Source organism: Acinetobacter sp. ANC_7504, from assembly GCF_056779995.1.
Genome location: NZ_JBWYIZ010000001.1, coordinates 511,734 through 534,360, shown reverse-complemented (window position 1 = coordinate 534,360; position 22,627 = coordinate 511,734). Strand labels below are relative to the sequence as shown.

Annotated in this window: 20 protein-coding genes; 4 read left to right on the top strand and 16 right to left on the bottom strand. The window is 40.2% G+C overall.

The window, feature by feature from the left end; translation table 11 throughout:
• Positions 1-39: 39 nt before the first annotated feature.
• Positions 40-249 (bottom strand): hypothetical protein, encoded by a 210-nt coding sequence (locus AC1M9F_RS02585; RefSeq protein ID WP_481591093.1) that lies wholly within the window; start codon positions 247-249, stop codon positions 40-42.
• A gap of 196 nt (positions 250-445) precedes the next feature.
• On the opposite strand from AC1M9F_RS02585, the gene AC1M9F_RS02580 reads away from it, so the two are divergent.
• Positions 446-1,765 (top strand): acyl-CoA dehydrogenase family protein, encoded by a 1,320-nt coding sequence (locus tag AC1M9F_RS02580; protein WP_481596984.1) that lies wholly within the window; start codon positions 446-448, stop codon positions 1,763-1,765.
• Between the two features lie 161 nt (positions 1,766-1,926).
• Here the strand turns inward: AC1M9F_RS02580 and AC1M9F_RS02575 are convergent, their stop codons facing one another.
• Both AC1M9F_RS02575 and AC1M9F_RS02570 read right to left on the bottom strand, forming a co-directional pair.
• On the bottom strand, positions 1,927-3,189 hold the full coding sequence (locus AC1M9F_RS02575) for an acyl-CoA dehydrogenase family protein (RefSeq protein ID WP_481596983.1): 1,263 nt from the start codon (positions 3,187-3,189) through the stop codon (positions 1,927-1,929).
• Between the two features lie 13 nt (positions 3,190-3,202).
• Complete coding sequence (locus AC1M9F_RS02570; RefSeq protein WP_481596982.1) at positions 3,203-4,453, bottom strand: SfnB family sulfur acquisition oxidoreductase; 1,251 nt, start codon at positions 4,451-4,453, stop codon at positions 3,203-3,205.
• Positions 4,454-4,660: 207 nt separating this feature from the next.
• Between AC1M9F_RS02570 and AC1M9F_RS02565 the strand changes: the two genes are divergently transcribed.
• Positions 4,661-6,076 (top strand): LLM class flavin-dependent oxidoreductase, encoded by a 1,416-nt coding sequence (locus AC1M9F_RS02565; RefSeq protein WP_481596981.1) that lies wholly within the window; start codon positions 4,661-4,663, stop codon positions 6,074-6,076.
• A 48-nt stretch (positions 6,077-6,124) separates the two neighbouring features.
• On the opposite strand, the gene AC1M9F_RS02560 is transcribed toward AC1M9F_RS02565, so the two are convergent.
• From AC1M9F_RS02560 to AC1M9F_RS02540, 5 genes are all read right to left on the bottom strand, one after another.
• Positions 6,125-7,030, bottom strand: a complete 906-nt coding sequence (locus tag AC1M9F_RS02560; RefSeq protein ID WP_481596980.1) for a cation diffusion facilitator family transporter — start codon at positions 7,028-7,030, stop codon at positions 6,125-6,127.
• A gap of 76 nt (positions 7,031-7,106) precedes the next feature.
• Entirely contained in the window at positions 7,107-10,250 is a 3,144-nt protein-coding gene (locus AC1M9F_RS02555; RefSeq protein ID WP_481596979.1) for an efflux RND transporter permease subunit, read from the bottom strand.
• Positions 10,240-11,457 (bottom strand): efflux RND transporter periplasmic adaptor subunit, encoded by a 1,218-nt coding sequence (locus tag AC1M9F_RS02550; protein ID WP_481596978.1) that lies wholly within the window; start codon positions 11,455-11,457, stop codon positions 10,240-10,242. The genes AC1M9F_RS02555 and AC1M9F_RS02550 overlap by 11 nt, the downstream gene beginning before the upstream one ends.
• Before the next feature lies 1 nt (position 11,458).
• The gene (locus AC1M9F_RS02545; RefSeq protein ID WP_481596977.1) at positions 11,459-12,778 is read right to left on the bottom strand and encodes a TolC family protein; all 1,320 of its coding nucleotides are present in this window, start codon (positions 12,776-12,778) and stop codon (positions 11,459-11,461) included.
• Between the two features lie 46 nt (positions 12,779-12,824).
• The gene (locus tag AC1M9F_RS02540; RefSeq protein WP_481587099.1) at positions 12,825-13,262 is read right to left on the bottom strand and encodes a cation efflux protein, CzcI-like; all 438 of its coding nucleotides are present in this window, start codon (positions 13,260-13,262) and stop codon (positions 12,825-12,827) included.
• Between the two features lie 240 nt (positions 13,263-13,502).
• Here AC1M9F_RS02540 and AC1M9F_RS02535 point away from each other — a divergent pair, with 240 nt between their 5' ends.
• Entirely contained in the window at positions 13,503-14,447 is a 945-nt protein-coding gene (locus AC1M9F_RS02535; RefSeq protein WP_481596976.1) for an ABC transporter permease, read from the top strand.
• Entirely contained in the window at positions 14,447-15,340 is an 894-nt protein-coding gene (locus AC1M9F_RS02530; protein WP_481596975.1) for an ABC transporter ATP-binding protein, read from the top strand. Before AC1M9F_RS02535 ends, AC1M9F_RS02530 begins: the two co-directional genes overlap by 1 nt.
• A 91-nt stretch (positions 15,341-15,431) precedes the next feature.
• Here the strand turns inward: AC1M9F_RS02530 and AC1M9F_RS02525 are convergent, their stop codons facing one another.
• From AC1M9F_RS02525 to AC1M9F_RS02490, 8 genes are all read right to left on the bottom strand, one after another.
• Positions 15,432-16,136, bottom strand: a complete 705-nt coding sequence (locus tag AC1M9F_RS02525; protein WP_481596974.1) for an ABC transporter ATP-binding protein — start codon at positions 16,134-16,136, stop codon at positions 15,432-15,434.
• Complete coding sequence (locus tag AC1M9F_RS02520) at positions 16,129-17,340, bottom strand: ABC transporter permease (RefSeq protein WP_481596973.1); 1,212 nt, start codon at positions 17,338-17,340, stop codon at positions 16,129-16,131. The genes AC1M9F_RS02525 and AC1M9F_RS02520 overlap by 8 nt, the downstream gene beginning before the upstream one ends.
• A gap of 2 nt (positions 17,341-17,342) precedes the next feature.
• Positions 17,343-18,512 carry an efflux RND transporter periplasmic adaptor subunit gene (locus AC1M9F_RS02515; protein WP_035263863.1) on the bottom strand — a complete coding sequence of 390 codons (1,170 nt, stop codon included), beginning with the start codon at positions 18,510-18,512 and terminating at the stop codon, positions 17,343-17,345.
• A 20-nt stretch (positions 18,513-18,532) separates the two neighbouring features.
• Positions 18,533-18,781, bottom strand: a complete 249-nt coding sequence (locus tag AC1M9F_RS02510) for a TIGR03643 family protein (RefSeq protein WP_035263835.1) — start codon at positions 18,779-18,781, stop codon at positions 18,533-18,535.
• Positions 18,782-19,052: 271 nt separating this feature from the next.
• Entirely contained in the window at positions 19,053-20,069 is a 1,017-nt protein-coding gene (locus AC1M9F_RS02505; protein WP_481596972.1) for an ABC transporter substrate-binding protein, read from the bottom strand.
• The gene (gene atzF, locus AC1M9F_RS02500) at positions 20,066-21,874 is read right to left on the bottom strand and encodes an allophanate hydrolase (RefSeq protein ID WP_481596971.1); all 1,809 of its coding nucleotides are present in this window, start codon (positions 21,872-21,874) and stop codon (positions 20,066-20,068) included. The genes AC1M9F_RS02505 and atzF overlap by 4 nt, the downstream gene beginning before the upstream one ends.
• 11 nt (positions 21,875-21,885) lie before the next feature.
• On the bottom strand, positions 21,886-22,329 hold the full coding sequence (locus tag AC1M9F_RS02495; protein ID WP_035263841.1) for a CopG family ribbon-helix-helix protein: 444 nt from the start codon (positions 22,327-22,329) through the stop codon (positions 21,886-21,888).
• Positions 22,322-22,447, bottom strand: coding sequence for a hypothetical protein (locus AC1M9F_RS02490; RefSeq protein ID WP_257219874.1), 126 nt, complete (start codon positions 22,445-22,447; stop codon positions 22,322-22,324). Before AC1M9F_RS02490 ends, AC1M9F_RS02495 begins: the two co-directional genes overlap by 8 nt.
• Between the last annotated feature and the right edge of the window lie 180 nt (positions 22,448-22,627).

Genomic DNA, 22,627 nt, shown 5'->3' with positions numbered 1-22,627 from the left:
GATTCGCTCAATCAAAAACCGAAGCTTTGCTTCGGTTTTTTATGATGTGATCAATATGCCATAACTGGCATTAAGATACTGTCCCGGCTTAATTTCATCTGTTCCATTGGCATGGTGTACCGTTATTTTTTGACTAAATGCATCAAACTCAAAGCGATCATAACTATCTTGATGGTGCATCAACCAATAAATCGTATCTATGACATGATCATCACAAATATAAGTATTCGATTTAAAATCTTTACCCATTTAATTTAAACCCTTTCTCCAATCACAATATGATTATATCTCAATTCATTTTATTGAATATCATTCTCTTTATTTAAGATAATATCTAATTTTTTATTAATCCAATATATTATATTTATATATCACAATAAATCAATTTCCACACATTTTATAAGCGCTATTATTTTATTTTAATTTAGAATAAAGACTGATTATTATGAGTATTATTAATTTAAAACCTAAAACTGCATTGCAACACCGCCCCAGCGCACTGACCACACAAATTAATGCTGTATGGGGACAAGGACCTTCTTCACGTTATGAAAGCCTCGCCTCGTTATTCAGACCTACATTTGAAAAAATCAAAGCTTCGCTATCAGAACGCGAAGAAAAACGAATTTTAGCTTTTGAACAGATTCAATGGTTAAAAGACATCGGTTTTACGAAACTTCGCTTACCCAGTTCGCAAGGGGGATTTGATGCAACTATTCCAGAATTATTTAATCTATTAATCGAACTTGCCGAAGCTGATGCAAATTTACCGCAGGCACTTCGCGTACATTTTGGCTTTGTGGAAGATTTACTGCTCAGCCGCGACCCACAGTTTAAATCTGTATGGCTTCCTAGAGTGGCTCAAGGTCAAATTATTGGAAGCGCATGGTCTGAAGGTGGAAATGAGTCCATTCATGAATTTAAAACCAGACTTTCAAAAGATGCTGAGGGACGTACGGTATTGAATGGAAAAAAATTTTATACCACAGGAAGCTTGTATGCAGACTGGATTGATGTGGGTATTACTGATTTGTATGGAGAATCAGCCAGTATTCTAATCCCTCGACATGCTGAAGGTGTTGAGATTGTGGATGACTGGAATGGTTTTGGTCAAATTCTTACAGCAAGCGGTACTACTAAGTTCAATCATGTTGTTGTGAATCAACAAGATGTCATCGGAGACCAACAGCGCTTTAAATATTCAGCAGCATTCTATCAACTGATTCAATTGGCAATTATTTCAGGGCTTACAAGAGCAGCAAGCTATGAAGTATCAGCTGAGGTTTATAAACGTGAAAGAAATTATACGCATGCCAATGCTTCCTTCGTCCGTAATGATGCTCAAATCCTACAAGTGGTGGGTCAAATTCGCGGTGTCGCCTACACCACTGCAGCAATTATTGAAAAAAATGCACAGGCTATACAACGTGCTTTTGAAGCTGGGTTGAATGATAATGAACAACTCGAAGCAGATCAAAATGCCATAGCAGAATTAGAGGTTGCTCAATCTCAAACCATTATCACCACACTTGCATTAAATGCTTCGACCATTATTTTTGATGCTCTAGGAGCATCAGCCACTGATAAAAACTTAGCTTTAGATCGTTTCTGGCGAAATATTCGTACGCTCGCATCACACAACCCAAGAATTTATAAAGATCGAATTGTCGGAGACTTTAGCGTAAATGGTGCATTACCCCCTTATCAATGGCGTATCGGTAAAGTTGATGAATCAGGGCTTCTGCAAACAGATAAGGCTTCTTGAGCTCGCTTTAAATCGTTAAGACACTATTTTTTAGTGTCTTTTTTTAGTGTTTTTTCAAGTGATCTATCTAAATCGCTTAGGCTATTAGAGCTCTTATTTACGAAGCTAGAAAAAAGGTCCTTAACAGGACCTTCTTAGCAGCATCATAGAAATTACATCAATTAAGCCACTTGAGCTTTCAAGTGTTTCGCCAAAGGACTATTACCAATTTGCCATACAAATGGCAATTCAGTTTGATTCACGACAAAAGCCCCCACCACTTTCTCCTTATAAATAATCGGATTATGTGAGGATACGACACGTGCATTACGCCAGAAACGATCTAACTGCTTCGATGAAGCGCTGGCTGAAGCACCCAAACTATTGAATAGTTTAGTTGTTAAATCAAGTACAAGATCTGAAATGACTACCTGCCCTTGAGCAGATTCTAGTTCCGCAATTTGGTTAATCTCATGATCTTTTTCAGATGAAGCATTAAAGTGACCTAAATATGCATCATCCAGTGCCGCAGCTGTTTTTAAAGTAATGGCTTGACTGGCAAATGCTTGGGAAGATGCCTTACCAATCACTTGTAGAATCTGAGCATCATCACGGACAAGATCAGCATTCCCGTGGCTAAAGATTCGAGTACGCTTACGCACTTCCTCACTAAAGGTCTCAACCGCAGAAAATGCGATGCCGGTCAGTGTTGCTAGATGTACAACTTGATAAAAAGCTGTTTGATATTTAAAACGCTGATCAAAAGGATAAATATGATCTCGTTCGATCGCCACTTGGTTGATTTTTAGAGTCCCGCTTCCAGTGGTTTTTTGACCAAATCCATCCCAATCATCATGTACTTTAATTCCATTAGCTTTAGTTGAGACCGCTGCAATCACATGCTGATCAGTGGTCTCATCATAGGCAAAAAGATCAATCCAATCGGCAAAAATAGTACCTGTAGAATAGAACTTTTCTCCTGAAACTTCATATTCGCCTTGTTGATTTTGTTTCACTCGGGTAATGACGTCGCCTATCTCAACATTACCGACTTCTGTCCAAGCGTTTCCTGCGATTTCACCATTTACGAATCGCTTAAACCAAAACGCTTGTGATTGATCTTTATGGGCCACTAAACGGTCTTCGACAAATGCAAAATGTCCACGTAAAGCTTGCACAATATTTGAATCCGCTGTCGCCAACTCGATTAAGATTTGGAAAAGTTGCTGTTGGGTAAAACCTGCACCGCCATATTTTTTTGGTACACGTAATGCACCAAAACCTACATCGTTTAACCATTTAATTTGTTCATGAGGCAAATCACGATCGGTTTCTCGTTGAACGGCCCCTTCTGCAATCCGCTTAAAAATCGGTCGAAACTTTGCTGCAACCTCTTCATAGTTGGCACCAAGTGAAAGTTCTTCATTCTGATTTAATATAGTCATAATAAATTTCTCCTTAGCTCCATGGATGACGTGGTGGTGGGACATCATTTAGAAAATAATTTCCTACAATGTTGTATTTCCAACGCACGGGATCATGCAAAGTGTGTGTTCTGGCATTGCGCCAATAACGATCTAAATTTAATTCTGATAAGGTCGAACGCGTGCCAGAAAGCTCAAATAATTTATTCGCTGCTAAAATCGCAATGTCAGTCGTTAAGACTTTTGCTTCAGCCACGAGCAATGTTGCTTCATTAATATGATCTTCGGTCGGTTCAGCAAGTGCTAAATCAATCGCTAATCCTGCCAAATCCAGAACGGCTTCAGCAGCACGCAGCTTAATTTTCAATTCACCAATATTGGCAATGGTATATGGATCTGAACTTGCTTTATCTAAACCTGAATCAATCCATGGACGTGCAAAGTTACGAACGTAATGAATCGTTTCTTGAATCGCACCACGTGCAATCCCAGCATCTACAGCAGCTTGAATAAATTGAGAAATTGCTCCAGCTGCTGTCGGTCTTACAAAAGCTTGATAAATTGGAACGATATATTTTGCATCTACTTTAACGTTGTTTAATTCGACTGATCCACTGACCGTTGTACGCTGACCAAACCCACTCCAATCATTGGTAATTTTTACACCTTCTGTCCCTTGTGGCACGATTGCAGCAAATGGTTTTCCTTCAGCATCAATCGCAACAACTGGAATGCGGTGTGCCAGTAAAGCTCCAGTCGCAAAGAATTTTTGTCCATTCACAATCCCATTACCAAAAGCATCAAATTCTATTTTTGTGGTGAGATCGGCAACCGTCTTAGACCCTTTTTCTGAGAAAGCATTCCCCAAACGCTCTCCACCCAGTACGGCTTTAAAAAAGAATTGTTTTTGTTCTTCGGTGGCATCTAAACGGATATGCTCGAGAAACACCCAATGATTTTGTGCGATTTGACCTAGTGATGGATCAGCGCTAGAAATGGTTTTTACAACTTCAGCTAGAGTCTTGTAACTCACTCCTGAACCTCCATATTGCTTTGGAATGTTAATTGCCCAAAGCCCTGATTGAGAATACTTGTTTATTTCACTCAAAGGTAAACGGCGTTCATGATCACGAATGGAGGCTTCCTTTGCAAAATCTTCAGCGAGCTGTTGTGCGATTTGAATCGCTTCTTCATCTGTCTTAATCACATGCGCTGGCTGATGAATTTGGTAGAATTCTTTTGAAATTTCAGCCTCATGCAATTTTATATCTATTTGTGCAGTCATTTTATTCTCTTCAAAAAAATTGAATAAAATTAAACTAGCACTAATTATTTTAATTTTTTATACGATTATTTTATTTACTAATCTAATTTCAAACAAAATAAATCATTTATTTTTTTATTATGTATATTGCAGTTTTTCTCATTAAATAATAAGTATGATATTTCATATAATGAGAATATAAACATTTAATTATTTTATATTTTCATTATGACTAAACATATACGATTTAATGCTTTTGAAATGAATTGCATTGCACATCAGTCCCCAGGCTTATGGCGTCATCCGCTCGATCGCTCTACGGAATATAAAGATTTGGAATATTGGACTGATTTAGCAAAAATATTAGAAAAAGGTATTTTTGACGGTATTTTTCTTGCAGATGTTTTGGGTATTTATGATGTGTATCATCAATCGACTCAACATGCTTTAAATGGTGCTGTTCAAGTTCCTGTGAATGATCCAATTCAGATTGTTCCAGCAATGGCAGCAGTCACCCAACATTTAGGCTTTGGTGTAACCACCTCTATTTCATTCGAACATCCTTATCCCTTCGCACGACGTATGAGCACATTGGATCATCTCACCAAAGGTCGCGCGGGTTGGAATATTGTGACTTCATATTTAGAAAGCGGATCTAAAAACTTAGGTTTAAAAACCCAAGTGAGTCACGACAATCGTTATGATATTGCAGATGAGTATCTGGAAGTTTTATATAAACTTTGGGAAGGTTCTTGGGAAAATGATGCGGTACGACGCGACAAAGCCGCTGGTATTTTTGCGGATCACACCAAAGTTCATCCAATCCAACATGAAGGTAAATATTTTAGCGTGCCAGGTATTCATATCTGTGAACCTTCTCCGCAACGCACACCTGTTTTATACCAAGCAGGTGCATCAAAGCGTGGACAAAAATTTGCCAGTCAAAATGCAGAATGCGTATTTATATCTGCACCAACGAAAGTTGCTGTAAAAAAGTTAGCACAAGGAATTCGCCATAATCTTATTGAAGAAGGTAAAGATCCAAACGCTGTTTTAATCTATACGATGCTTGCGATTGTGGTCGATGAAACTGATGAAAAAGCACAGGCTAAATTTGCAGAGTATCAATCTTACGGTAGTTATGATGGTGGATTAACACTCGCTTCAGGGTGGTCTGGTGTAGATTTTTCACAATTCAAAGCTACAGACCAGGTTGAATATATTCATACCAATGCCATTCAGTCTATGTTGCAATCTTACGTAGAAGCAGATCCAGATAAAGTTTGGACCATTGAAGAAATTGCAAAATGGACCAGTGTAGGTGGAAACGGCCCCGTGATTGTCGGCTCACCAAGCACAGTAGCCGATCGTCTTCAAGAATGGGTGGATGAAACTGGCATTGATGGATTCAATTTGGCTTATATTTTGGCACATCAATCTTTTGAAGACGTGGTCGAATACGTCGTTCCTGAGTTACAACGTCGCGGTGTTTACCCTACAGAATATACCAAGGGGACACTGAGAGAAAAGTTGTTTGGTAATGGACCATTACTTCCAGATGATCATCGTGGTGCTCAATACCGTAAGTCATCAACGAATGGGCTGCACACTTCAACCCAAACCGCATCACTTGAATCTGTGTAGATCAATTTAAATTCTCTATATGTAAAAAAGCGCTTTTCGGGGCTTTTTTTAATGCTGATGTTCTAGTTCATGGTGATATGCATCATCTTCTATCTGCAAGGTCATTTCAGTAATATGGTGATCATGACTTAACATTTCAAAAGCTTGTTGATGTAAACGTTTAGGATCGACATTCGGTGCAACCAAATGAACTGTGAGCATGACTTTTTTGGATGTGATCGCCCAAACTTTGAGTTGGTGAATGTCCTTAACTCCTTCAAGCAATAATAAATCTGTACGGAGCTTTTCAATATCAATCTCATCAGGTACACCTTCAAGTAGGATATTTACACTTTGCTTGGCGAGAATCCAAGCACGTGGTAAGACCCAAAATCCGATCAGGACTGCGATAATCGTGTCAATAAGTACCCAGCCTGTAAAATAAATAATCACAGCACCGATGATCACACCTACAGAACCAAGTGCATCACTTAATACTTCTAGATATGCACCTTTGACATTGAGGCTATCTTTACTACTCGAAAAAAGAATCTTCATCGAAATTAAATTAATGATTAAGCCAATGACGGCGACTATCATCATTCCAACACTCTGAAGTTCAGGAGGATTACTTAATCGATGAATCGCTTCTATCAAAATATAAATTGCAACGATAAATAACATCACCGCATTAAATAGAGCTGCCAAAATTTCAAATCGCTGGTAACCAAAAGTTCGCTTATTGTCTGCAGGCTTTTGACCAATCTTAATTGCAACCAACGCGATGGCTAGAGCAGCAGCATCAGTAAACATATGTGCAGCATCTGACAGCAAAGCTAAACTTTGAGTAATAAATGCAGCAACAACTTCAATAATTAAAAATGTCGTGGTTAAGGCTAAAGCAAAAGTTAGTTTCTTTGCATTGTCTTTACTGACTTCCACATGACTGTGATCATGATTATGCGAACTACCCATTTTATACTCCTCATCAGAAGCCTCACTTAAAATAAAGTGAGGCTTCTGATTCATATACATAATGTTATTGTTTAATTTATTGTTCTGCTTTTGCTTGATTCATCCACCTATACAATACAGGTAAAAGTAGTAGCGTCAGTATGGTGGATGAAATAATTCCACCGATAACCACTGTCGCAAGCGGTCGCTGTACTTCAGCACCCGTACCCGTAGCAAGCGCCATTGGAACAAATCCTAAAGACGCCACAAAAGCAGTCATCAGCACAGGACGTAATCGCAACATTGCACCTTGCCAAATGGCATCTTTTAAACTGTATTCACTTCTTAGCTCCTTAATAAAGGTCAACATAACCAGTCCATTCAGAACAGCGACACCTGATAAAGCGATAAAACCAATACCCGCAGACATTGAGATGGGAATATCACGTAACCATAAAAATAAGACTCCCCCCGTGAGAGCAAAGGGTACGCCCGTGAATACCAATAAACTTTCTCTTATATTTTTGAATACAGCCATCAGCAGGATAAAAATCGTAATCAAAGCCAATGGAATCACGATAGTCATTCTAGCTTTGGCAGATGCCAAATTCTCAAACTGTCCACCATACTCAATCCAATAGCCACTCGGTAATGCATATGTCGTGAGGCTAGATTGCAACTCTTGGACAAATGAACCCAGATCTCGCCCTTCAACATTTGCCGTCACAATAATCCTACGCTTGCCATTTTCACGACTCACCTGATTCATACCATCAATATTTGAAACTGTAGCCACATCTGCCAGTCTTACTGTCCCACCATTGGGGAGTTGTATGGGTAATTGTGCAATCCCCATGACTGTCCGATCTTGATCAGTAAGTCGAATAACAAAATCAAAACGGCGGTCGCCTTGTAGAATTTCACCGACTTGTTGACCACCGATACTTGAAGCGACTAAATTTTGTATCTCACGAACCGAAAGACCATATTGCGCTGCTAAAGAACGATTTACGTCTATATTTAATAAGGGTAAACCTGAAGTCTGTTCTACTTTGACTGCGGTACTGCCACTGATTTTTTGCACAATCTTGGCAATTTTGGCAGCTTCATCGTTTAACACCTGCATATCATCGCCAAAAATTTTTATACCTATGTCACTGCGGACTCCAGAAATGAGCTCATTAAAACGCAATTCAATGGGTTGAGAAAATTCACTATTGTTGCCAGGCAAAGTCTCCAAAAAAGTTTCAATACGTGACCTTAAATCATCTAAGCTTTCTTTGGGATTCGGCCACTCTTGACGAGGTTTCAACATAATGAATCCATCTGAGATATTGGGTGGCATCACATCTGTCGCCACTTCAGCAGTACCCGTTCGTGCGAAAACATTTTTAATTTCTGGAAAATTTTGAAGCAAAAGTTTCTCAGTCATTTCCTGCATTCTTAATGATTCTTCTAAGCTGGTACTGGGTGAACGCATTTGTTGAATAGCAAAATCACCTTCGCTTAATTGCGGTACGAATTCACTTCCTAGACGTGTCGCCAACAACCCTGTTAAAACCAAAATACTAACTGCGAGCGTTAACATGACCGTTCGATATAAATAAGTCATATCTAATGCTTTTAGATATTTTTTCTTTAACCATAACATCCATCTACTTTCAGTTTCTTTGACTTCACCTGTTACAAATAAAGCCACTGCAGCAGGAACAAAAGTAATGGATAAAATGATCGCAGCAATAAGAGCTAATACTACGGTGAGTGCCATAGGGTGAAACATTTTTGCTTCAACACCACTTAAAGCAAATATAGGCAAGTACACCACTAAAATAATCGTTTGACCAAAAATTAAAGGACGGCGCGCTTGACGAGCGGCAAGGAATACTTCTTTAAATCTCTCTGAACGTGTTAAAGGTCGTCTTAACTGTTCTTGGGCATGAGCTAATCGGCGAATACAGTTTTCGACAATTACTACCGCCCCATCTACAATAATTCCGAAATCTAGCGCACCTAAACTCATAAGGTTGGCACTAATTTTCTGCTGTGCCATACCTGATAATGTAAATAACATCGAAAGTGGAATCACGCATGCTGTAATTAAAGCTGCTCGAATATTTCCCAAGAAAATGAATAAAATCACAATCACCAAAATCGCCCCTTCGACTAAGTTCTTTTGAACTGTCTTAATGGCTTTCTCGACTAAGGTGGTACGATCGTAAACAGTTTCAATTTTTACGCCTTCGGGCAGTGTGGTTTGAATTTCTTGAATTTTTTGATCAACAGCTTGTGCAACACTACGGCTGTTTTCACCCATCATCATCATGGCGATGCCGAGTACGGTTTCTTCTCCATTATAGGTAGCTCCACCTGTTCTAAGGTCATGCCCGATCGACACTGAAGCAATATCTGAAACACGGACAGGATTTCCATTTAAGGTAACCACCGTTGTATTTTCAATATCCTGTATCGTGTTCAGTGTTCCAGGAACTCGTACTGTCAGTTGTTGACCTCCATCTTCAATAAATCCTGCTCCACGATTTTCATTGTTCTCAGTGAGAACCTGTTGAAGTTGCGTCAAACTGACTTGTAGTTGTTGCATACGATTCAAGTCTGGCGAAACAACATATGTTTTATTGAATCCTCCAATACTATTTACCTCAGCAACGCCTTTTACGCGTTGCAATTGTGGACGCACGATCCAATCTTGAATTTCGCGTAAATCCATTGCTGTGTATGAAGAACCATCAGGTTTTTTAGCCTTTCGCTCAGCTTTTAGTACCCATTGATAAATTTCACCCAGCCCCGTAGATACTGGAGACATGGTAGGTGTGATATCATCAGGTAATTCGGGTTGAACCTCTTGCACACGCTGATTGATTTGTTGACGTGCCCAGTAAATATCAATGCCATCTTTGAAGACAATAGTCACCTGAGATAAACCATACCTAGAGATCGAACGTGTTAATTCAAGATCTGGTATCCCCGCCATGGCATTTTCAATTGGATACGTAATGCGTTGCTCAACTTCAAGCGCAGTAAATCCATTAGCTTGAGTATTAATTTGAACCTGTGTATTGGTAATGTCTGGAACTGCATCAATTGGCAATTTTTGATAACTATAAACTCCAACAGCAATCCAAGCACAGGCAAACAGCATGATCCAAATCGCATGTTGAATTGAAAACTGAATAATTCGCTCAAATAGCCCTTCAGCCTTCGGCATGTCATGATTAGTGCCCATGGTCAGCTTCTCCTTTTTCTAACTCCGATTTCAGTAAGAAGCTGCCTTGATTGACATATTTTTGCCCCGTTTGAAGACCAGACTTAATTTCTGTCCATTGACCATCTGAAGACATTTCACCTACTTCAATGGGTTGTGCTTTAAAGTGGAGTTTTCCATTTTTTTGTTCTGTAACAATAAATACTGCTAATTTACCTCCGATTTGTTGCACTGCATTTTTTGCAACGCGTAATACATTCGATGCATCGGGACTTTGAAGTTCAACATTTACCATCAAATTTGGTCTAAACTCACTTGCTTTTCCTTGAACTTTAGCGCGAACAATCAAGCGACCAGTCTGCGCATCTGCTTGCGGCGTTAACGATTGCACAAGTGCTGTATAGGTCTGACCTGACTGTAAAGATTTAAATTGAATATTTTGTTGTGCACGAATTTGATTATTCGCATCTGCAGGCAACACAAATTCCAGCCATAAATCTTTTAATTGTTCGATGATGAAAATCTGATCTGCAAGTTGCACATTTTCACCCACCACAATGTCTTTTTGGCTGATCACGCCCGAGATTGGCGAACGAATGGTAAAACGACCATTCGAACCTGCTGAGGCACCCAAAGCTTGTAAACGTGCATTGGCACTTTGCACTGTGATTTGTGCTTGACGATATGCATTTTCAGCACGTTGCAAATCCTGTTTTGCGGAGATCCCCTGCGACCACATCTGTTGTTCACGCTGCAAATCTTGACGTGCCAAATCTAAATTGGATTGCGCCATTCTCAAATTCGCTTGTTGGTCAATGAGCTCTGGGACACTTAATACTGCAAGTACTTGACCTTTAGTCACTTCTTGTCCCAGTGCCACATTCACTTGTTCAACATGACCAGCAAAATTAGGGGAAATATGCGCTTGTTGATCTGTATTTACCATCAATTTTGCAGGCAAGTTTGTGTATCGCGGAATTGCACCTAATTGAGCTGATTCTATTTTTATACTATGTTCGACTAGCTGTTTAGATGTGAGTTCAATCTCACCTTCTTCTGCATGATCAGCTTCTGCGCCATTCGACGTTTCAGCTTGCTCTTCACTCTCAACAATTGCTGTTTTCTTATTATCTTTGAAAAAAATCCAAATCCCGAAAACTACCGTCACCCCAATAATCAGGGCGATGAGGAATGCTTGGTTTATTTTTCCTTGTTGTATAGATCTCATTTTATTCTGCCCCTATATTGATGAAATTTTCTGACTGTGACACAGCCTCTTTGAGTAATTGGGTATAGGCATCCGAACGACTAATTTGTTCATAACTGGTACCAATACTTAATGCCTCAGCAGTAAGTGCGGTTTGCCATGCCTCTCTTAAGAGCTGAATTTGACTGAGCCGAATATTTTGTAATTGTGTCGTTGCTTGTTGCACCTCAGTGATTGAAAGTTTTCCATTTTTAAAACCGAGCAAAGAGCGCATCTGTACTTTTTCAGACAAGCCTTTTTGTCTCAGTACAGCGTCATACTGTAGTTTTAAGCCACGCACCTGATGAAATGAGTTTGCAATCTCTAAAATTTGTTGTTTGAGTTCTCTTTGTTGTTGACGCTCAAGTAGAGATTGCTGACGTTGGGCAAGCGGAATTTGGTATTGCTGACGATTAAAAATATTGAACGGAATATCTACACCCACAGATAAACTAGTATCGTTTGTCTCATTGGGCGCTTTTGTTCGCGTCATCCCTACATTCAAATTTGGATTTGGTTTTGCTTTTACTTTAAGTTGCTCAATTCGTTGATTAGCCTGTACAACATTGAGTGCATAAAGCTTTTCTAAATAACCTGCAGAAATATAATTTTGAACATTCTGTTCAACTTGGTCAGGCCAATAAATCCGATTTGAATCAACCTTCACCTCTGCTTCAGTTTCTCCCCAGAGATTAGAAAGATTACGTTTTGCAATTTCTTTATTTAAAATGGCTTGCTGATAATTGCGTTCATTTTCTGCCGCTTCAATCTGCGCTCGTTCATACTCAACCAAGGCTATGCTTCCTGCCTGATATCGTTTTTTAGCGCTGTCTAAAGTTTCACGACTGACTTGCAGTTGAGACTTTTGAATTTGTGCTTCAGATTGCGAAATTAAAAACTGTGACCAAGCATACTTCACGATTAATTGGCTTTGTGCTTCCCACAACTTTTCTTGCAATTCATTTTGTTGCCCAGCCAAACGCGCTATATTTTTTTGAATCCGTCTTTGACCAAAAATGTCGATCGGCTGACTAATACCAAGACTCAATTCTTGATCTTGACTCGAACCAAAACCATCTCGAGAGAGATTGATAGTCGGGTTTTGCCAAAGTCCACTTTGCTTGACTGCAAGTTCTGACATTTGTTGTCGTTGCTGCCAAATCTGTTCTGATTGTTGATATTGAGACACTTGAACGAGTGCTTGTTCAAGCGAATTGACTGTCATTGCTTGAGCATTTGCACCCAAACTAAGCGAACCTAAAACCAGCCATAATCGAATAGAATGTTTTAATTTAAAAGACATGTGAATTTCCCACTAATTTAAAAATAAGTGGTGGGAAATTTTTAGGCTACCCCACCAATAGCGGGGTTAATTCAGGAGGCGGAGGGATTTTACCTAAATGAGGCGATTGATAGGCATTAATCCAAAGAAAGTGATTTTGGTAAATCTTTTCGATGTGTTGTGATGAAGGCAAATTCTCGTTTACAGCAAGAATAAACTGAGACATTGACGGCAGATGATCTTGATGATCCAAAACATCGATTTGCGCTTTTTCTTCTAGCGTCACGCTTTGATCATCACCAAGCACGAAGCCTTTTTCAATTTGGGACTTCGGACTTTTATTTGAAAGATCGGCTTGGCAAAGTACAGGTTGATGATGACCAAAGTGAAAACTTTGTGTCGATGTTGAGTCGCTTTCATGAACACAAAAAGCCGCCGCCACATTCCAAAGGCTTTGGAACATGAACATACATGCTAAGAATGTCACAAATTTAGCCGATCTCATTTAAGCAGGCTCTCATCTTTTCTATCTGCATTTAAAACGTGATAGTGATCACCATCAAGTGAAGAGTTGTAATTCTCCATCATATTTTGATGATCGAAACCTTGATATTGAAAGAATGTACATAAGAAAAATGAATGAAAACTTAAAAATTTAGCGCTTTTAAAGCACGCTTCGAAAATGGCATCGATTTTGCAATCTAATCATACGAATTTTATTTTTTGTATTACTGAGGTGGCAACGATGAGCTATGTTGCACGAGAATTGAGTCAAAAGCATAAATTTTTGCTTGGTTTTGGATCGTTTTTAATTCCAATTTTAATCTGGTGTGCAGTGAGTTATTTGCCTTTTATTTGGCATCCCCAAGTTCAAATCACAGATTCTGGTAGCACAACATTTTTACAACTCGATAGCCGTGTCAGTAGAGAAGTTTATTATGCTGAAGCGCAATTGGCAGTCGATCAAGGACTGCCACCACCTCGGGGAATTTTGGTCAATCCCATTTACCTACCCGCACCAGATGAAGTCGCTACAGCCTTAGTGACCGCATTTACAACGCCACCCGCTCAAGCAAATGCACCATGGTTTCATGAAAGTTTATGGCACAGCATTAAACTGGTGTTTACCGCATTTTTTATTTCTTCTTTGATCGGGATTCCTTTGGGTATTCTTTGCGGTTTTTCTCTTAAAATTTCTCAGTTAACTGAACCTTTTGTAGAGTTCTTTCGCTATCTGCCTGCACCAGCCTTTGGCGCTCTTGCTGTTGCGATTTTGGGCATTAATGATGCACCTAAAATTGCCATTATTGTGATTGGTACCTTGTTCCAACAAATTCTGATTATTGCCAATACCACCCGTCTGGTCGACCGCAGTCTTATTGAAGCTGGATTCACCTTAGGAACTAATAAAATCAAAAGTTTATTTTATGTGGTCATCCCTGCTGCACTCCCAGAAATTTATCGAAACCTTCGTGTACTTTTAGGTTGGGCTTGGACCTATTTAATCGTTGCAGAACTCATAGGAAGTACATCCGGTATCACGTGGTTCATCACTCAACAAGCTCGCTATCAAAACTTTGACAATGTTTTCGCCGCAATTTTGATTATCGGGATGATTGGTCTGATTTGCGACGTGATTTTAATGAAAGTAGGACAGCACTTATTTAAATGGAAAACGGGAGTTCGCTAATGTCTTCATCACTTCAACCCTCATATTTTGATGCCCGCGCTTACTTTGACAAAATTTACGCTCGTCCCGTCATTTTAGAAGCAAAAAATCTCACCCAAAAGTTTAGCCACGGAAAAACTGAGCGCACCATTTTAAATGCTTTAGATTTAAAAATTCATAAACGTGAATTTATCTGTGTTATTGGTCCTTCAGGATGCGGTAAGTCTACCTTTAGCCGTATTGTGGCAGGTCTTGATCCATATACCAGTGGTGAATTACTGGTAGACGGTGAAACCATCACAGGACCGAGTCCAGAGCGTGGCATGGTTTTCCAAGGCTACACACTGTTTCCATGGAAAACGGTAAAAGAAAATGTCATGTTTGGTCCACTCATGCGAGGTGCCAGCAATGCTACAGCTGAGGCGCAAGCCCGCGAATGGATCAACATTATCGGACTTGAAAAATTTGAGCAGCAATACCCTCATGAACTTTCAGGAGGGATGAAACAACGCGTTGCCATCGCTCGCGCGCTCGTGAATCAGCCAAAAATTCTCTTAATGGATGAACCCTTTGGGGCTTTAGATCCTCATACGCGTCAAAAAATGCAAAAGCATCTGATCGATCTTTGGGCCAATATTGATATCACGATTATTTTTGTGACACACGATATGGACGAGGCGATTTTACTGGCCGATCGGATTGTGGCATTGAAGGCCAATCCTGGCGAAATTAAGGAAATCATTGAGGTTGATCTACCAAGACCACGTCAGCATGAATTGATGCTCACTGAAAAGTTTAAATATTTAAGACAACGTGTAGATGCTTTGGTACATGCTGAAGAAGATGAACTTGATCCAGCACTCGCCGACTTACCTAAAATTCCAAGAATGACTAAGGTCAGTCATTCTAAATAAGGCGCTATATCCTGATCACACAAACGGTCAGGATAAAGCATGCAACATCAATCCTTTTGACCACACCATTTTAAATGCAGACTTGGATTAATCACGACTTCATTTCATCACGCTCAATTCGCCCATCTACCAATTGAATGGTTCGATCACATGTAGCGGATAATCGTGGATCATGGGTCACTAACAATACCGCACAATTTTGTTGCTCATTTACTTCACGAAACAGCTCAAAGACTTCGCTCGCTGTTTGACTGTCTAGATTACCTGTAGGTTCATCAGCGAGGAGTAAAGCAGGCTGAGTGATTAAAGCTCTGGCGATTGCGACACGTTGTTGCTGCCCACCAGAAAGTTGACTGGCTTTTCGTTGTGCAAATTTACTCAATCCTACCGCTTTTAACAAATCATGTGCCCGATCTAAAGCTTGCTGATTGGGTTTACCATGCACCAACATTAGAGGCATCAAAACATTCTCAATAACGGTGAACGCTTGAATCAAATGATGAAACTGAAACACAAATCCTATGCTCTTCCCACGCAATTCCGTTCTTTGTTGATCTTCCATTTGACTGGTTGGTTGACCAAGTAAATAAATTTCACCACTGGTGGGTTGATCGAGTAAACCTAAAATATTTAATAACGTACTTTTACCTGAACCTGAAGGTCCAATTAACGCAGCAAAATCTTGACGATGTATCGCAAAATCAATCCCATGCAGCACTTCAATTTCATTGGGTTGTCCAATGTTATAAGACTTTTTCAAAGCCTCTAAACGTAGTACTTCATCATGATTAGACATGACGGATTGCCTCCACAGGATCTAAACGCGCTGCACGACGGGCAGGAATCGCCGCTGCAATTAAACCGCTCAATGTTGCAAGTAATAAAGCGGATCCAATCAAATAAGGTGAAATTGGAATGTAGAATAACCCTGGGCCAAATTCATTAAATGACCAAACCAATGCATAACTGGTCAGGATTCCGACAATAGAACCAAGTAAGCCGAAAATCGCACCTTGAATGAGAAAGATTATCAAAATCTGTTCTCGGCTCGCACCTGTCGCACGCAAGATTCCGATCTCACGTGTACGCTGTACCACTGTAATGGAGAGTACGCTGGCGATCGCAAATGCAACAGATATTCCAACAAATATAATAATCATATTGGTTGAAAGACTTTGCGCTGAAATCGCATTCATCAATTGCGCATTACTTTCAATCCAACTTTCAGCTTTTAATCCAGTGAGACGATGAATTTGCGTTGCGACCTGATCTGCGGAGAAAATATGAGAAATACGAAGATCAATAATGGTAACCCCACCCGGCAAACCCAATAAAGACTGTGCCCGCTTTAGATCGATATACATATAGCGTGAGTCTAGTTCTTTGACCCCGAGTTCAAAAATACCCGTTACATTCATGACGGCGTTAATATCTTGACCGTTATCAACGCGAATTTTACTGCCTACGCGCACACCAAGGTCTTTGGCCAACTCACTTCCGATGAGTACATCATCTGCTTTTAAACGAAGCTGACCAGTTTTTAGATACTCTTGCAAAGGTACAATACGTTGATACCGTGGTAAATCAATCCCCATAATCGCAACTGACTGAATCGCTTCCCCCCGTTTTACCAGTGCAGGCCCTGAAACCATGGGAGAAACGGCATTGAGCGTCTTGATATTGTCTAGATTTTCAAGAACTTCTTGCCAGTTATTGATCGACTTGAGTCTTTGAGCCCTTTGATCTTCATGGATGATGTGTGCTACGCCCTCAGGCACTTTAACGACGCGATTAACCTCATCTGGTGCATGTAAACTAATATGTGCCTGAGTACCCAACGTACGCTCAATCAAATTGGACTGAAGCCCCTGAATTAATGCACTAATAAAGACAATAACGGCAACACCAATAGCAACACCACCAATAATCATCAGTGTTTGACTGCGACCCTCGCGTAAAAACCCAACAGCGATGAGCCAATTGGTCCATAAACGCTTCATCTTCAAAGTGCTTGTACCTGCTTAGTTCTGACACGCTGATCCGCTTTTACTTGATCAGGCTTTATAACGACCTGATCATTGTGATCCAACCCTGATAAGATTTCAGACATGGCAGTCCCACGCAACCCTAATTTTACAGATTGACGTTGGACCTTGCCCTCTCTTACCACCATAACTTCAGCTTGCGTGGTTGAAGGGTCAATAAGCGCGTCATTGGCTATTACTTTGGTTTTATTTCGACGTGCTGTTTCGACATTCACTGAGACTGTCATATCTTGCTTTAAAAAATTGGGTACAGAGTTCACCGCCAATTTGACTTCAACCGTACCACGTTGAGGATCAATATTAGGTGCAATAAAGTTAACTTCAGCTGGAAATGCTTGCTCTGGATAAGCATCTGCAATCACTTCCGCTTTTTGACCCAATTTCAGATAAGGTAAATTTTGCTCATCCACCGCCACTTTAATTTGCGTTGGACTATCAACTGCGACTGTAAAGAGCACCTTTCCAGGTTGAATCGCATCCCCTTTTTCGACTTCACGCGTCAAGATCGTACCCGATACTTGTGCCCGAATTTCACTTTTTGCCAATTGGGCACGTAGTGCATTTAATCTTTCACTTAAGGTTTTTTCTTCCACTTGACCTGGAGCAAGGCTTTGCGCCTTCAGTTTTGCCGCAGATAATTGATTTCTCGCTAAGCGTTCAGCTTCTAAGGCTTGTTCTTTTTCCTCTACAGAAAGCACTCCCGGTTCCGTTTGCTGACGACGTCTTGCTTCGCGACTGGCTTGTTGTAATTGGAATTCTGCCGTTTTCAATTCAACCTGCGCTTGTGGATAGCGAATTTTCCGCAATTCCTCTAGCGCAACTTCTGCTTCACGGACTTGTGCTTTTAAATCATCAGATTGAATAATTAACAGTACATCTCCTGCTGCTATTCGTTGACCTTCTTGCACGCGTCGCTCAATCACCACACCCGAAATTTCACTTCCAATTTCACTACGTGCTACATTTTCAGCACGACCTGAAGCGACCACTGTTTGAATCAGTGGTTTTTCTTCGATTAGGTAAGTTTCGACTACAGGACCTTGCCACCAACGGAAAATGAAATATATCCCACCCATCGAAATGAGCAGAATGAGAATCCACCATTTTCGTTGTTTTAAAATACGCAAAGCTTTATCTCCCAATAGGCCTACTTCGGTTTATATTGTCGAGTACAGTAAGCTCTTAAAATATCTGGTGAGCGCTTGTGAAGATGCTTGGTATTTCGCCCCGCAACACGTTTACGCCACATTTCAAAACTACTTTTTTTTAATTGTTGTCGCATCAATCGAATAACTGCACTTTCGTTTAATCCGTATTCCAGCAGAATGGCTTCAAAGGGTGTCCGATCTTCCCAGGCCATTTCAATAATTCTAGAAATATCAGCTGTTGTATACAACGCACATGATCCTTTTTTATACGTATCAAACTTTTATGTTAATTGTTGATTCGTGAAAAATATGTGATTTTTTGTTGATTTATAGACACTTCTTACACGCTAACGCATTCATCGTATAAAACGATTGATTTTATAATTTTAATCCGCTTCCTAGTTTTTCCATTTTTATCTATTCTTAATCCATACAAGGTAGGCAACTCTGTTGCTCTACCGACCAATCATTCAGTCCAACTTTGTGCCCAGTGCAAGCCCCTCTGCACTGGGCTTTTTTTTATTTAAATGATTCAACCAATTTTGGATAAATCAGCCCATCAATATCTAGTTTTACCGTATAAACTCCATTTTCAAGATTAAACTTATTAACGTGATAAGTTGATCCATAAATAGAATCTAAAGTGGAGGAACGTTTAAATACCTTTTGATTTGCCTCAAGATCTAACAAATGTGTGCCTTGAATGAATTGTTCATATTGCTCAGGATCTACACCAACACGTTTGGACATAATCATCAAAGCATCGTTTCTCGTCACAGGATCTTGAATAAATTTGACGGTTCGATCCCATACTTGAAGCACTTTTTTCCACTCTGCTTGATGCCTAGATAAATGCGTCATATTTACCGTCAACGTATCATAGATCAATCCTGGTTTATCTTGAGAACTATAGATGATTTTGGACCCAGCTACGCTTTTTAAAGCTTGATTTGCTACAGGTTGCCATACAGCGATGGCATCCACATCAGGGCTGCTAAACACTTGGGGTAATTCGTTGGTTGCTGCATTAATAAGTTTGATTTCATTGGCTGATATATTTTGATCTGAAAGTGCGGTATTCAATAAATTATGATCGACCAGCCCTTTTTCGACTGCAATCGTTTTACCCTTAAGATCTGCCACACTATGAATGCCTTGTTTTGCAAGAATGACATCATTCCCTGATGAATAATCAGTTGCTAAAATCATAATGCCACGCGTTCCACCTGAGGCGATGACCAAATTATCCCCATGAGAAACAGAAACCGCATCCAATTGGTTTGCTGCAAAAGCATTCATAGAGGCTGAATAATCAAACCATTTAAACTCTACGTTTAATCCAGCTTCTTTAAACCACCCTTTCTCAATAGCAACTTGCCATGCCACCCATCCTGGCCAATCACTGTAACCAATACGAATCGGTTGCATTGATTTTTCGGCTTGAGCATGTTGACTTGGTTCTGGAATTTTTGCGGTTTTATCACAACCCACGAATAACAGTGCAGTTCCAATGACTCCCCAGACCATCGTTTTCATTGCACCACCTCACCAATGCTCGTGCACTTAAATTTAGTATTGGTAAAATTTGAGGCTTGAATATAATCACGCCATCCACCAAAGTGACTGATATCAAGTGCATCTGCTAAAGCATGTTTTTCACATATAAAGCCTTTCACCCATGTTCCATCAATGAGTTGTACATTGCCAATACCAAGTGGTGCTGGGACTTCAGCAACAATGTCACCGAACAATGCTCTTGGTACATCCCACACTTCCACTTCAATAGAATGACCTGATGTATCTCGTTGTAGCCCCGGCTTAGGTGGCTGAGTATTTTTTAAAGCAAATAGTTTGTAATACGGCGCAGTACGCGTTTTTTTAACCAAGTTGGCTTGTCTGCTCGTTAACTGAAAATTCAGCGGCATGCCTGTGAGATGTGCTCCCACCACTGCCAATTTAACGGTGTGCTCAGATCCTATTGATTTATGAATTTGATAACCTTTCTCTGACGTTGCTAAATTTAATCCTGAAGTCGCTTGCCATTGCTGACCGAAGTGTGCCAAAGCTTGATCCATCCAAGCACCAGCAATTAAGGTGATACCACTTGGCAAACCATCATCACGGATGACATTTGGGAGTGCCAATGCAGATAAATCAGCAAAATTAACAAAATTGGTATAAGCCCCCATATGCGAATTCTTTTGGATCGGATCTGCTTCAACATCTGCAATGCGATAAATCGTAGGTGCGGTAGGCACCATCAACGCATCATAATTTTCTAATTGAAGATTGATCTGCCTAGCCCATTCTGCACGCTGATACTCATCTTGCATCACGTCTACAGCATTGAATTGATCAGCTTGATCAATAATTTGCTTAATTACCGGATGACATTGCTCACGTCGAACTTTGTGTTCGACGGCATGCGTACGCTCCGCAACCCATGAGCGGTTATACAATGCAGCAGCCAATTGATTAAATACTGTGAAATCAATCTCTTCAACTTGAAATCCGAGCGATTTCATTCGAGCAATGGCTGTTTGAAATGCTTGCTCACTTTGAGTATCACCATAAAATTCTAAGTGATCTGGGATTGCAATCTTGCCCTTCGAAAATTGTGTCGGGACTGTTCTCGGATGCTGTCTTGAATAAGCATCGGTCGCATCATAACCTTGGATCAATTGCGCTACCGTCCAAGCATCATCCACTTGAGTTGCAAAAATTGAGATCACATCAATACTTCGACATGCAGGGATTAAACCTGTGGCTGAAAACCAGCCTTTGGTTGGTTTGAGTCCGACAATATTATTGAAACCCGCGGGAACTCTGCCAGAACCTGCTGTATCAGTACCGAGGGCGAATGGTACATACCCATTTGCTACTGCAACCGCTGAGCCAGAGCTTGATCCACCGCTGATATAATCCGGATTGAAACTGTTTTTTACTGCCCCATAGGGTGAACGTACGCCAACCAATCCCGTGGCAAATTGATCTAGATTGGTCTTGCCCACCACGATTGCACCAGCAGATTTAAGCTTAGCCACTACGGTTGCATCTTGCATTGCTAAATAAGCAGCATCTGGACACGCCGCAGTGGTATAGAATCCAGCAACATCAATATTGTCTTTGACAGCAAATGGCACGCCATATAACGGAAGATCAGCAATATCCTGATGGGCCAATGCATCAATCTGCGCCTGTATTTGCTCAGCACTGGCTATTGAAATCCAAGCGTGATTATCATTGGAGAATTCAGCAACATAACGCTTTAAGTCATTCAGTTGAATAGTTTGATTTGCATAAGCCTGTTGCCAATCTTGTATAGTCCATAATGTCTGCACGGCGGTGCTCCTTATACGTGTTCCGAATTTTGAGGAATAGGTGGCATGACTGCATCCATCAGCTCTAAATGCCCCTTAATTACCCCTTTTAATGCTTTAAATTGCTCACTGATGGCTTTTAGGTCACTGCTGACCCCTTGCATCAACATCACCTGCATGACTTTGTCATCATCTAATTGGATATGTAGTGAACTAATCACCTGAGTCAAAAACTGTTGCTGTAAATCTATAAGCTGTGTTCTTAATGGCTTTAAACTGACGTCATACAATAAGGTTAAAGTACCGACCATGACTTCATTTCGGCTGACGAGGTCATTGATCAAATGGTGGTTAATCATGTCAACAATGGCTTGAGATCGGCTTTCATAATGTTGATCTACAATTTTTTGATCCATAGCCTGCAATGTATTTTCAGGTAAGGTGATGCTGATCCGCGCCAGCTTCTGTTTAGGCACGTTTGAGCTCCTTAGGTTTTTGAGATTGTTGTAAGTGTAAACCGGCACGGACACTCATCAGTTCAATGAAGAATTGAAGGATGGGATGCTTCGATTGTTTGGATTGATTTGTCGTCATCTGTAGCACCTCTAGGTATTACAAAAAAAAGAATTGGTAATACTAGGTAAATGCAGAAAACGTGCCAAAACTTTTCTTGAGATATATAAAAGAGAGCTAGGAAAAAGTCGTCGGAAAGATTCAAAAATGTGCATGAATCAAAATTGTGCACTTGATTTGTTCAATGTTCAGAAATGCAAA